This is a genomic window from Nocardioides anomalus (assembly GCF_011046535.1).
Lineage (GTDB): Bacteria > Actinomycetota > Actinomycetes > Propionibacteriales > Nocardioidaceae > Nocardioides > Nocardioides anomalus.
On sequence record NZ_CP049257.1, the window covers coordinates 4,167,199 to 4,179,944 of the forward strand.

At 73.3% G+C, this 12,746-nt stretch carries 10 protein-coding genes; 3 read left to right on the top strand and 7 right to left on the bottom strand.

The annotated features are described in order from the left end of the window. Positions 1-7: 7 nt before the first annotated feature. Complete coding sequence (locus G5V58_RS20785; protein ID WP_165236876.1) at positions 8-1,030, top strand: serine hydrolase domain-containing protein; 1,023 nt, start codon at positions 8-10, stop codon at positions 1,028-1,030. A 2-nt stretch (positions 1,031-1,032) separates the two neighbouring features. Here G5V58_RS20785 and G5V58_RS20790 read toward each other — a convergent pair whose 3' ends face one another. The 7 genes from G5V58_RS20790 to G5V58_RS20815 all read right to left on the bottom strand — a co-directional run bounded on the left by G5V58_RS20790 (position 1,033) and on the right by G5V58_RS20815 (position 9,773). Continuing rightward, the gene (locus G5V58_RS20790; protein ID WP_165236878.1) at positions 1,033-1,320 is read right to left on the bottom strand and encodes a DUF1330 domain-containing protein; all 288 of its coding nucleotides are present in this window, start codon (positions 1,318-1,320) and stop codon (positions 1,033-1,035) included. Next, positions 1,317-4,025 carry a type I DNA topoisomerase gene (topA, locus tag G5V58_RS20795; protein ID WP_165236879.1) on the bottom strand — a complete coding sequence of 903 codons (2,709 nt, stop codon included), beginning with the start codon at positions 4,023-4,025 and terminating at the stop codon, positions 1,317-1,319. Before topA ends, G5V58_RS20790 begins: the two co-directional genes overlap by 4 nt. Before the next feature lie 178 nt (positions 4,026-4,203). Continuing rightward, positions 4,204-5,688 carry a DUF7059 domain-containing protein gene (locus G5V58_RS20800; protein ID WP_165236880.1) on the bottom strand — a complete coding sequence of 495 codons (1,485 nt, stop codon included), beginning with the start codon at positions 5,686-5,688 and terminating at the stop codon, positions 4,204-4,206. 9 nt (positions 5,689-5,697) lie between these two features. Further along, positions 5,698-6,441 (bottom strand): helix-turn-helix domain-containing protein, encoded by a 744-nt coding sequence (locus tag G5V58_RS20805; protein WP_230486805.1) that lies wholly within the window; start codon positions 6,439-6,441, stop codon positions 5,698-5,700. Further along, positions 6,438-6,602 (bottom strand): hypothetical protein, encoded by a 165-nt coding sequence (locus tag G5V58_RS26165; protein ID WP_230486806.1) that lies wholly within the window; start codon positions 6,600-6,602, stop codon positions 6,438-6,440. Before G5V58_RS26165 ends, G5V58_RS20805 begins: the two co-directional genes overlap by 4 nt. 259 nt (positions 6,603-6,861) lie before the next feature. Further along, positions 6,862-9,216 (bottom strand): sodium-translocating pyrophosphatase, encoded by a 2,355-nt coding sequence (locus G5V58_RS20810; RefSeq protein ID WP_165236881.1) that lies wholly within the window; start codon positions 9,214-9,216, stop codon positions 6,862-6,864. Positions 9,217-9,434: 218 nt separating this feature from the next. After that, positions 9,435-9,773 (bottom strand): anti-sigma factor antagonist, encoded by a 339-nt coding sequence (locus G5V58_RS20815; protein WP_165236891.1) that lies wholly within the window; start codon positions 9,771-9,773, stop codon positions 9,435-9,437. Between the two features lie 211 nt (positions 9,774-9,984). Between G5V58_RS20815 and G5V58_RS20820 the strand changes: the two genes are divergently transcribed. After that, entirely contained in the window at positions 9,985-12,306 is a 2,322-nt protein-coding gene (locus G5V58_RS20820; RefSeq protein WP_230486807.1) for a DEAD/DEAH box helicase, read from the top strand. Positions 12,307-12,337: 31 nt separating this feature from the next. Further along, positions 12,338-12,658, top strand: a complete 321-nt coding sequence (locus tag G5V58_RS20825) for a hypothetical protein (RefSeq protein WP_165236893.1) — start codon at positions 12,338-12,340, stop codon at positions 12,656-12,658. The last annotated feature ends 88 nt before the right edge of the window (positions 12,659-12,746 follow it).

The window sequence follows — 12,746 nt, forward strand, 5'->3', positions numbered from 1 at the left end:
CCGGCGCGTGACGGACCGCCGGCGGGCGAGGCGGTCGGCCGTTGTCCTCGCCGCGCTCGTCCTGGTGGCCGCGGGGACCGTCGCCTGGGTCCTGCTCCGCGGCGGCCCGGAGCACCGACTGACCCGGCCGGCGGACCTGGACGCCGTCACCTCGGCCATCGCCGACGCGGTGCCGGACGCCCAGGCCGACGCCGACGTGCCGGGCGTCGCCGTCGCCGTGGTCGAGGACGGCCGGGTCGTCTGGCAGCGGGGCTTCGGCGTGCCCGAGGACACGGTCTTCCAGGCCGGGTCGATCTCGAAGCCGGTCGCCGCGGCGGCCGTGCTGGCCCTGGTCGACGCGGGCCGGCTCGACCTGGACACGCCGGTCTCGGCGTACCTCCGCTCCTGGCGACTGCCCGCCGACTCCCCCGACCCCGACGGCGTCACGCTGCGCACCCTGCTCTCGCACACCGCCGGCATCGACACGGCGGGCTACCAGGGCCTCGACCGCGGCACGCCGCTGCCGACGACCGCGCAGTCGCTGGCCGACGTGCACCAGACCGAGGACGCCGGGCACTACCGCTACTCCGGCGGCGGCTACACGATCGCGCAGCAGGTGGTCGAGGACGTGACCGGTGAGTCCTTCGCCACCGTCGTGCAGCGCGAGGTCCTGGACCCGCTGGGCATGGCGTCCAGCGGCTACGCGTGCACCACAGCGACCAAGGGCCACGGCTACGCGTACGCCGAGGCGGCGGCCGCCGGCCTGTGCTCGAGCGCCGCGGACCTCGGGCGCTTCGCGGCCTGGCTGGACTCCGACGACCCGCGCGCCGAGGCCATGCGGACGCCACAGGCCGCGACGGGCGGGGACTACGGGCTCGGCCTCGAGCTCGACCAGCTCCCGACGGTGCGCCACGAGGGCGTCAACCGGGGCTACCACGCCGAGCTGCTGGCCGACCCCGGGAAGGCCGTGGGCCTGGTCGTGCTCACCGACGGCGACCGCGGCGGCGACGTCGTGGACGCGGTCCTCGACGCCTGGCACTCAGCGGACTGAGCTCACACGCCCTCGACGATGCGGATGTCGCGGACCGCGCCGTCGCCCAGGGCGGCCAGCGCCTCCTGGTAGGCCGGGCTGTCGTGCGCCGCGGTGGCGGCCGCCACCGAGTCGAACTCGATGAGGACGGTGCGGGTGGTCTGGCCGGCCTCGTAGGTCTGCTCCGGCAGTCCGCGGGCCAGGAAGCGCCCACCCGCCGCCTGGATGGCCGGACCCGCCAGGGCGGCGTACGCCGCCAGCTTGGCGTCGTCGGTGACCTCGTCGTACTCCGCGATCCAGTAGGCGCTCACGCCTTCTTCGCCACCTTCTTGGTCGTCTTCTTGGCCGTCTTCTTGGCCGAGGTCTTCTTGGCGGCCGCCTTCTTGGCCGGCGCCTTCTTCGTGCCCTTCTTGGCCGCCTTCTTGGCCGGCCCGCGTTCGCGGCGCTCGGCCAGCAGCTCGGCGGCCCGCTCGAGGGTGATGGCCTCGACCGTGTCGTCCTTGCGCAGGGTCGCGTTGTACTCGCCGTCGGTGACGTACTCGCCGAAGCGACCGGACTTCACCACGACGGGCTGGCCCGAGACCGGGTCGTTGCCGAGCTCCTTGAGCGGCGGGGCGGCGGCGGCCCGGCCGCGCTGCTTGGGCTGGGCGTAGATCTTGAGCGCCTCGTCGAGCCCGATGGTGAGCAGCTGGTCCTCGGAGGTCAGCGACCGGGAGTCGGTGCCCTTCTTGAGGTAGGGCCCGTAGCGGCCGTTCTGCGCGGTGATCTCCTCGCCGGACTCCGGGTCCTCACCGACCACGCGCGGCAGGGAGAGCAGCTTGACGGCGTCCTCGAGGGTGACCGTGTCCAGCGACATCGACTTGAACAGCGAGCCGGTGCGCGGCTTGGCGTTCTTGGGCGAGTCCTCAGGTAGCAGCTCGGTCACGTAGGGCCCGTAGCGGCCGTTCTTGGCCACCACCTCGAGACCGGTGTCCGGGTGCACGCCGAGCTGGATCTCCTCGCCGGCGGGGTTGGCGAACAGCTCCTTGGCCTTCTCGAGCGTCAGCTCGTCGGGCGGGAGGTCGTCGGGGACGTTGGCCCGCTTGCCGATCGGGTTGCCCTCGTCGTCCGGGCCCTCGAGGTAGGGCCCGTAGCGACCCACGCGCAGGTGGATGTCCGAGTCCGGACCGCCGATGGGGAAGGTCGCCAGCTCGCGCGCGTCGATGTCGCCCAGCTCGTCGACGAGCTTCTTGAGGCCCTCGACGTCGCCGGAGCCGAAGTAGAACTCCGCGAGCTCGCTCTGCCGGTCCTTCTGGCCGTTGGCGATCTCGTCGAGCACGTCCTCCATGCGGGCGGTGAACTCGTAGGAGATCTGCCGCGGGAAGTGCTCCTCGAGCAGCCGGATCGTCGAGAACGCGATCCACGCGGGCACCAGCGCGGTGCCCTTCTTGTAGACGTAGCCGCGGTTGATGATCGTGCCGATGATCGAGGCGTACGTCGAGGGCCGGCCGATCTCGCGGTCCTCGAGCTCCTTGATCAGGGTGGCCTCGGTGTAGCGGGCCGGCGGCTTGGTCTCGTGGCCCAGCGCGTTGAGGGCCGCGGCGCTGACCCCGTCGCCCTCGGCCAGCTCGGGCAGCGGGACCTGGTCGTCGTCGGAGCGCTTGCCGCCCTCGGTGCCCTCGACGTAGGCCTTGAGGAAGCCGTGGAAGGTGATGACGCGACCGGAGGCGGAGAACACCACGTCGCGACCGTCGGAGGCGGCGCCGCCGAGGCGGACCGAGACCGACTGGCCGACCGCGTCCTTCATCTGCGAGGCGACCGTGCGCATCCAGATGAGCTCGTAGAGCCGGAACTGCTCGCCGGTCAGCCCGGTCTGCGCCGGCGTGCGGAAGGACTCGCCGGCCGGGCGGATCGCCTCGTGCGCCTCCTGGGCGTTCTTGACCTTGGAGGCGTACTCGCGCGGCGCGTCGGGGAGGTACTCCTCGCCGTACAGGTCGCGCACCTGGGTCCGGGCCGCACCGATCGCCGAGCTCGACAGCGTGGTCGAGTCGGTGCGCATGTAGGTGATGAAGCCGTTCTCGTAGAGCCGCTGCGCCACCGACATGGTCACGCTGGCGGACATGCCGAGCTTGCGGCTGGCCTCCTGCTGCAGCGTGGTGGTGCGGAACGGCGCGTACGGCTGGCGGCGGTAGGGCTTGGCCTCGACCGAGCGCACCGAGAACGTCGTGTCCGCGAGTGCGGAGACCAGCCCCTCGGCGCCGGCGCGGTCGAGGTGGACGCGCCCGCCCTTCTTGTCCTTCAGCGTCCCGTCGTCGGCGAAGTCCGAGCCGCCCGCGACGCGCACGTCGTCGATGGCGTAGAGCCGGCCCGGGAACATCCGCGGGTCCTTCTGGGCGCCCGCGTCGAAGGTGCCCTCGAGGTCCCAGTAGGAGGCGACCCTGAAGGCCATCCGCTCGCGCTCGCGGTCCACCACGAGGCGCGTGGCGACGGACTGCACGCGGCCCGCGGAGAGGCCGGACATGACCTTCTTCCACAGCACCGGGCTGACCTCGTAGCCGTAGAGGCGGTCCAGGATGCGGCGCGCCTCCTGGGCCTCGACGAGGTCGTCGTTGATCTGACGCGGGCTCGCGACCGCGGCGAGGATGGCCTGCTTGGTGATCTCGTGGAAGACCATCCGGTGCACCGGGATGCCCTTGGGCTTGAGCTCGTCGAGCAGGTGCCAGGCGATCGCCTCGCCCTCGCGGTCCTCGTCGGTGGCGAGGTAGAGCTCGTCGGCGTCCTTGAGCAGGGTCTTGAGCTTGGAGATGTGCGCCTTCTTGTCGCGCGGGACGACGTAGTACGGCTCGAAGCCGTTGTCGACGTCCACGGCCAGCCGGCCCCACGGCTTGTCCTTGATCTTGGCCGGAGTCTCGGCCGCGCTCTGCGGCAGGTCGCGGATGTGGCCGATGGAGGACTCGACGACGTAGCCCTGGCCGAGGTACCCGCCGATGGTGCGGGCCTTCGCCGGGCTCTCGACGATCACCAACTTGTGTGCCACTGAGTAGTACTTCCTCGTCTCTTGCGTGCCGCGACCCCACTGTCCAGCGGGGTCACGGTCGGCCACGGTAGCGCGTGCAGGCGACTCCGCATTCCCGAAGGGCTCGCGGCGGGCGTCGACGTCCGGCCCGTGGCCACCGTCACGACGGCGTCGGGGCGGACCTCGCAGCCCGGGGCCGCTACGGCTGACCGGCGACCAGGAACCCCTCGTCCACCAGCTCGCGCACCACCGGCAGCGTGTCCTCGCGCAGGGCGGCGGGCTCCTCGTCGAGGAGCTGGGCGACGGCGTCCAGGAGGGCACCGACCGGGAGCTCGCCGTCGCAGGCTCCGACCAGGGCGGCGGTGACGGTGTCGACCTGGCGGGCGCGGCGGAAGCCGCGCTGCTGGCGCAGCACGAGGGTCTCGGGGTCCTCGGCGCCCGCCGGGCCGACGGTCTCCTGGCGCACGTCGGGGCGGAGCGTCAGCACGGCCTCGGGCCCGACCTCGGTGACCACCGCGTCGTGCCACGCGCCGATGGCCGGGGCGATGGGCTGCTCCACGTCGTACGGCCAGTCCCAGAGGTCGTGGCGACCGGTGCCGCCGTTGCGCAGGTTCACCCAGCCGAAGCCGATGGCCTCGACGCCGTGCTCCTCCAGCCAGGAGAGCCAGGTGTCGTAGCGGCGGTGGTACTCCGCCGGGTCGCCGCCCGTACTCGGGTGGTGGCCGGAGTCCTTGAGCCACAGCTCGACGTACGCCGCCGGGTCGAGCGTCTCGCGCTGCACGACGAGGGCGTCGACCTCGGGGGCCAGCCAGCCGGCCAGCCGCTCGTCCCACGGGCGGTCGCGCTCCACGACCCAGTTGGCCAGGACCTGGCACCAGCCGCGCTCGGTCAGGTGGTCGGGCGCGGCGCGGACGATGTCCTCGACGACGCGGTCACCCGGCAGGCCGGAGTCGCGGTAGACCAGGCGCTCGCCGGTCGCGGGCGAGATGACGAACGGGGGGTTGGTGGCGATCAGGTCGAAGCGCTCCCCGGCCACCGGCTCGAAGAACGAGCCGTCGCGGACCTCGACGCGGTCGGCCACCTGGTTGAGCGCGGCGTTGAAGCGCGCGACGCCGAGCGCACGCGGGTTGACGTCGGTGGCCACGACCCTGCGGCTGTGCGCGGCCAGGTGCAGGGCCTGGACGCCGCAGCCGGTGCCGAGGTCCAGGCTGCGGCCGACGTCGTGGCGCAGGGTGAGCTGGGCCAGGCTGGTCGACGCCGGGCTGATGCCGAGGACGTGGTCGGCGCCGACCCGCTGCGGCATCCCGTCCAGCCCCGGCGTGAGGTCGCTGACCACCCAGAGCGGCTGGCCGTCGGCGTCGTACGGACGGACGTCGAGGCGCGCCGCGACCTCGCTCACCGAGCGGTCCAGCACGCCCTCGGCGGCCAGCCGGTCGACGAGACCGGGCAGCGCCCGCTCGGCCGCGTCCGCGCTCACCTTGGTCTGCAGGAGGAACAGCCGGGTCAGCGTGGCCAGCGGGCCGTCGTCGGTGGCGGTGCGGCGCAGCGCGGGCGTGGTCTCGTTGCGCAGCAGGCCGCCGTCGGCCACCTCGCCCAGGAGCGCGCGCACCGCGTCGACGGTGAAGTCCGCGGACACCAGCGCCTCCCGCAGCCGGGCCGGCACCTCGGGGCTGGTCTCGCGCACCCGCCCACCCTAGGCAAGCCGGTAGAAGGCCTCGACGGTGAGTTCCTCCAGGGTCACGTCGGCGGCGGTGCCGACGTGGGCGGTGATGGTGACGTACGCCGCCTCGCCGTCCGGCGCGCGCAGCCGCAGCGGGAGGACCACGTCGTGCGGTCCGGCGGGCGCCACACCGCCCGGGTAGCCGGCCAGCTCCTCGGCCAGCGCGACCAGGTCCGGGTCGGCCGTGCGCTCGATGCGCTGGTGGAGCTGGTGGAGCAGGTGGCCGCGCCACTGGGCGAGGTTCACGATCCGTGGCGCGAGGCCGTCCGGGTGCAGGGACAGGCGCAGCACGTTGACCGGCGGCTCCAGCAGGCGCGGGTCCACGCCCTCCAGGAGCGGCGCCACCGCGGTGTTGGCGTCGACCAGCTCCCACCAGCGGTCGAGCAGCAGGGCCGGGTGCGGCTCGTGGGCCGCGAGGACCTGGCGCAGCGATGCGCGGACCTCGGCCAGCGCGGGCTCGTCGAGGCCGTGCTGCGGGTGGGCGGGGGCGTACCCGCCCGCGAGCAGCAGGCGGTTGCGCTCGCGCAGCGGTACGTCGAGGTGGCCGGCCAGCCGCTCGATCATCTCCGGCGTGGGCCGGGACCGGCCGGTCTCCACGAAGCTCAGGTGACGTGTGCTCACCTCGGCGCGGTTCGACAGCTCGAGCTGGCTCAGCCGGCGGCGCTCGCGCCACTGCCGCAGCAGCGGTCCGACCGCCGGGGCCGGGGCCCCGCTCACGCGTCCGGGCCGATGGGCGGGACCATCGCGCGCGGCAGCGGGACGCGGAGGTCCGGCGGCATCGTGTAGTGCCCGGCGTTCATCCGCAGCATGAGCAGGACGCCGGTCACCGCGCCGCACGCGCCCAGGAACACCGCGGCGACGAGCGCGCTGATGCCCACGGCCAGGTGCGCGGCGTGCGGGAGGCCGAGGAGGCCGACCAGCAGCGAGCCCCCCGATCGCCACGAGGGTGGCGACCGCCGACCAGAACGCGTCGAGCCACATCACCACGCGGAGCGTGGCGTCGTACCGCCTGGGTGCGGTGTCCATGCCCTCAGGCTGGCAGCGGCGGGTAGGGCTGTCGATGACCTCGCAGGTCATGGCCCACGACGCCGACGACCCGCCCGTGCCGAGCACGGGCGGGTCGTCGGGTGGAGCGGGTCAGGCGGTGACGGCCGGGTCGGTCGTCGGTGCGGAGGCGGCGGGCGGGGCGGCGTCGTCGCCCATCGTCGTCTCGCGCTGCTTGGAGATGTAGATGACGGCCACGATGATCGCCGCCGCGACCAGCGCGATGAGGATGCGCAGCACGTCGTGCTGGTCGTCGCCGACGCTCATGGAGACGACCGCGCTCGCGATCAGCAGCGAGACCAGGTTCATCACCTTGAGCAGCGGGTTGATGGCCGGGCCGGCGGTGTCCTTGAACGGGTCGCCGACGGTGTCGCCGATGACCGTGGCCGCGTGGGCCTCCGAGCCCTTGCCGCCGTGGTTGCCGTCCTCGACGAGCTTCTTCGCGTTGTCCCAGGCGCCACCGGCGTTGGCCAGGAAGACCGCCATCAGCGTGCCGGTGCCGATCGCACCGGCCAGGAAGCCGGCCAGCGCGGTGAAGCCCAGGCCGAAGCCGACGGCGATCGGCGCGAGGACCGCGAGCACGCCGGGCGTGATCAGCTCGCGCAGCGAGTCCTTGGTGACGATGTCGACGACCTTGCCGTACTCCGGACGGCCGGTGCCCTCCATGATCCCGGGGATCTCGCGGAACTGGCGACGGACCTCGTAGACGACCGCGCCGGCGGCGCGGGCGACGGCGTTGATGGCCAGGCCGGAGAAGAGGAACACCACGGCCGAGCCGAGCAGCACGCCGACGAGCACCGACGGGTCGAAGACGAACGCGTGCAGCAGCTCGTCGGCGTTCTCGGTGCCGAGCTCCTCGAGGACCGTGGTCGCGTAGGAGCCGAAGAGAGCCGTGGCCGCCAGCACCGCGGTGGCGATGGCGATGCCCTTGGTGATGGCCTTGGTCGTGTTGCCGACGGCGTCGAGGTCGGTGAGGATCTGCGCGCCCTCGGGGCTCACGTCACCGGACATCTCGGCCACACCCTGGGCGTTGTCCGAGACCGGGCCGAAGGTGTCCATGGCCACGATCGAGCCGACCGTGGTCAGCAGCCCGCAGCCGGCCAGGGCCACCGCGAACAGCGAGATGGCCAGCGAGCCGGTGCCGAGCAGGAACGCCCCGAACACCGCGGCGCCGATGACGATGGTCGTGTAGACCGCCGACTCGAAGCCGACCGAGAGGCCGGACAGGATCACGGTCGCGGCACCGGTCAGCGAGGTCTTGCCGACGTCCTTGACCGGCTTGTACTCGGTGCCGGTGAAGTAGCCGGTGAGGCTGAGGATGGCCGCGGCCAGGACGATGCCGATGACCACGGCGATCGAGGCGATCAGCGCCGGGTTGCCGTCGGGGGCCTCGGTGGAGATCGCGTCCAGCGCGCTGCCGAGCCGGCCGAAGTCGTCGAACGAGGTCGGCAGGTAGACGAAGGAGACGATGACGCTGACCACGGCGCCGATGGCCGCGGAGATGTAGAACGCCGTGTTGATCGTGGTGAGGCCGTTGACGCCGGGGCGCGGCCGGGTCAGGTAGACGCCGCCGACCGCGGTGAGCGCACCGATGGCGGGGATGAGCAGCGGGTAGACCAGGCCCTTGTCGCCGAAGGCCTGCGAGCCGAGGATCAGCGCCGCGACCAGCGTCACGGCGTACGACTCGAACAGGTCGGCCGCCATGCCGGCGCAGTCGCCGACGTTGTCGCCCACGTTGTCGGCGATCGTCGCCGCGTTGCGCGGGTCGTCCTCGGGGATGTTCTGCTCGACCTTGCCGACCAGGTCCGCGCCGACGTCGGCGGCCTTGGTGAAGATGCCGCCGCCGACGCGCATGAACATGGCGAGCAGCGCGGCGCCGAAGCCGAAGCCCTCGAGCACCTTGGGGGCGTTGTCCTGGAAGATGATGACCACGACGCTGGCGCCCAGCAGGCCCAGGCCGACGGTGAGCATGCCGACCATGGCGCCGGTGCGCAGGCCGATGTTCATCGCGACCTCGCGGCCCTGGGTGTTGGCGGCCGCGGCGACCCGGAGGTTCGCGCGCACGGCCAGCGACATGCCGAGGTAGCCGACCGCCGCCGAGAACCCGGCGCCGACCAGGAAGAAGACCGACCGGAAGATCCGGACCACCCAGGCGCTGTCGATGTCGCCGACGGGCAGGGCCAACAGGGCGACGAACGCGATGGCCGCGAAGATGGCCAGCGTGCGGAACTGGCGCTGGAGGTAGGCGTCGGCGCCCTCCTGGACGGCGAGCGCGATGTTCTTCATGTTGTCGGTGCCCTCACCGGCGGAGAGCACCTCCTTGCGGAACATCACGGCCATGGCCAGAGCGCCGATGGCGATCAGCGCGACGATGACGACGAGCACGAGGTTGCCCCCGGTGACCTCCACGTCCGCCATCGCCGTGACCGCGGGGTTGAACCCGGTCATGCGTTGTCCTTCCTGAGACTCAGGTGTCGAAAGCCTGCGTCTGCGGGCGCGGCGCCGCCTGCGCGGGCACAGCAGTGCACGCGGACGAGGGCCCGCCCCCGAGGCGCGGAACGTCCGGGAGTCTACGCATGGTGTCGCCCATCACAGCACCGGGTGTGACCCGGAGCACTCGGGCGTGTCGGGCCGGGCTCCAGCCCGGCTCCGCGGTCCGCCTCGGCTCAGCGAGCGGCCAGCGCGCCGTCGGCCGAGTCGTGGATGACGAAGACCTTGGCCAGGCCGGTGATGCGGAAGATCTTGAGCAGGCGGTCCTGGGTGCAGATCAGCTGCAGCGAGCCCTCGTGGGCGCGCACCTTCTTCAGGCCGCCGACCAGGACGCCGAGGCCGGTGGAGTCGAGGAACTCGACCGCCTCCATGTCGACGATGATGTCGTACACGCCGTCGGAGACGAGCTCGGTGATCTTGTCGCGCAGCTTGGGGGCGGTGTAGACGTCGATCTCACCGCCGACGGCGATGATCGTCGCCCCGTCGACGTCGTTGGTCGCAAGCGTCAGGTCCACGTCCACTCCCCTGTGTTCTGGCGCCGAGCACGACGGGGAGACGTGACCCCGCCACCTCAGCGTGTCCAATGAAACCACGCCGACCCGAGACTCGTACAAAGGTCGCACAACAAGGACGCGACCAGTTCCGGGCTGGTTCCCGACCCCCCGGGTCGACCACTCCCCCGTCCGCCTGCGGCCGCCGTCGGTGCCGTGGGTCATGCTGCAGGCGATGACCGCGCCTCCCGCCGGAACCGACTCGATGACCTCGGTCCTCGAGCGGCTGGCCGCGGTCCCCGGGCGCGAGGGGCGCCTCGTCCACCTCGAGGTGCGACCGGAGCGGCCGGCCGTCACCGCGCCCTGGCCGGGGTGGGCCGACCCGGCCGTCGTGGCGGCGCACTCCGCCCGGGGCGTCGCCTCCCTCTGGCAGCACCAGGCCGTCGCCGCCGACGCCGCGCACGCCGGGCAGCACGTCGTCGTCGCCACCGGGACCGCCTCCGGCAAGTCGCTGGCCTACCAGCTGCCCGCCCTGACCCGGTGCCTGTCCTCGCGGTCCGCGCGGGGTGCTCGGGGCGCCACCGTGCTCTACCTGGCGCCCACCAAGGCGCTGGCCCAGGACCAGCTCGCCGGGCTCGCCGCGCTCGGCCTCGACCTGCGCGTGACCACCCACGACGGCGACAGCGGACGCGACCAGCGGCAGTGGGCGCGCGAGCACGCGGAGTACGTCCTCACCAACCCCGACATGCTCCACCACTCGCTGCTGCCCGGCCACGAGCGCTGGCGCTCGTTCTTCGCCTCGCTCGCCTACGTCGTGGTCGACGAGTGCCACCACTACCGCGGCGTCTTCGGCGCGCACGTCGCCCAGGTGCTGCGGCGGCTGCGGCGCGTCTGCGCGCTCTACGGAGCCTCACCCACCTTCGTCCTCGCCTCGGCCACCGTCGCCGCGCCCGCCGACCACGCCTCCCGGCTCACCGGCCTCGACGTCCTCCCGGTCACCGGCGACGGCTCGCCCCGCGGCGAGGTGTCGCTCGGCCTGTGGCAGCCGGCGCTCACCTCCTTCGCCGGCGAGAACGGCGCCCCGCTCCGCCGGGCCGCCTCCTCCGAGGCCGCCGACCTGCTGGCCGACCTGGTCTGCGCCGACGTCCGCACGCTCGCCTTCATCCGCTCGCGGCGTGGCGCCGAGCAGGTGGCCCTCACCGCGGCCTCGCTGGTCTCCGAGGTCGACCCCTCGCTCGCGTCCCGCGTCGCGGCGTACCGCGGCGGCTACCTGCCCGAGGAGCGCCGCGAGCTCGAGCGGGCGCTCCGCTCGGGCGAGCTGGTCGGCCTCGCCGCCACCAACGCCCTCGAGCTGGGCATCGACGTCTCCGGCCTCGACGCCGTGCTGCTGGCCGGCTTCCCGGGCACGCGCGCGGCGTTCTGGCAGCAGGTCGGCCGGGCCGGCCGCACCGGCGGCGCCGCGCTCGGCGTCTTCGTCGCCCGCGACGACCCGCTGGACACCTACCTCGTCACGCACCCGGAGGCGCTGCTCGGCCAGCCCGTCGAGGAGACGGTGTTCGACCCCGCCAACCCCTACGTCCTCGGCCCGCACCTGTGCGCGGCCGCGGCCGAGCAGCCCCTCACCGAGGAGGACCTGCCGCTGTTCGGGCCGACCGCCCGCGGCGTCGTCGACCAGCTGGTGCGGGCCGGGCTGCTGCGCGCGCGGCGTGCGGGCTGGTTCTGGACCGACGGCCGCCGCGCCTCCGACCTGGCCGACATCCGCTCGGCCGGCGGGCCGCCGGTCTCGCTGGTCGAGGCCGACACCGGACGCGTCGTCGGCACCGTCGACGCCGGCTCGGCGCACTCCACCGCGCACGCCGGCGCGGTGTACGTCCACCGCGGCGAGACCTACCTCGTCTCCTCGCTCTCGCTCGACGAGCACGTCGCGGTCCTGGCGCGCGCCGAGCCGGCGTACTCCACCACCGCGCGTGAGACCACCGACATCGCGATCGTGTCGGAGACGTCGTCGTCCGCGTGGGGCTCGTGTCGGCTGTCCGTGGGGTCGGTCGACGTGACCCACCAGGTCGTCTCCTTCCTCCTGCGTCGTCAGCCGTCCGGCGAGGTCATCGGCGAGGAGCCGCTCGACCTGCCGCCCCGCACCCTGCGGACCACCGCGGTCTGGTGGACGGTGCCCGCTCCGGCCCTGGACGCGGCCGGCCTGGCCGCCGCCGACCTGCCCGGCGCGGCCCACGCCGCCGAGCACTGCTCGATCGGACTGCTGCCGCTGTTCGCCACCTGCGACCGCTGGGACATCGGCGGCGTCTCCACCGCCCACCACCCCGACACCGGCCAGCTGACCGTGTTCGTCTACGACGGCCACCCGGGCGGCGCCGGCTTCGCCGAGCGCGGCTACGCCGCCGCCCGGGCGTGGCTCACCGCCACCCGCGAGACCATCGAGGCCTGCGAGTGCTTCGAGGGCTGCCCCTCCTGCGTGCAGTCGCCCAAGTGCGGCAACGGCAACAACCCGCTCGACAAGGCCGGTGCGGTCCGACTGCTCGACGTACTGCTGGGTCCGTGACGGCAGCGGCCCCGGCCGCTACTGTCCGGGCATGGTCATCCTCGGCTTGGTCCTCATCGCGCTGGGCGCGCTGGCGATCGTCCTCGGCCTGTTCACCGTCGACCTCGACGGGACCACCCTCAAGCTGGCCGGCATCGAGCTCAGCCCGGTCGCCCTCTTCCTGGTCGGCGTCGCCGCCGCCGTCGCCGTCTGGTGGGGGCTCTGGCTCCTCAAGTCCGGCTCCAAGCGCTCGTGGGCCCGCCGTCGCGAGCAGAAGCGCCTCGAGGAGCTCTCCGAGAAGCTCGACTCCGTCGACGCCCAGCGCCGCATGGACGTCGACGAGCACGAGGACCGCAACCGCCCGACGCTCTAGGGACGCACCACCCGCGCCGGCCGGGGGCCGTGTCCGGGTGGGGGCCACCGCCCACGCGGCGAAGTCGCGGCCGGCGGGCGCCGGCAGC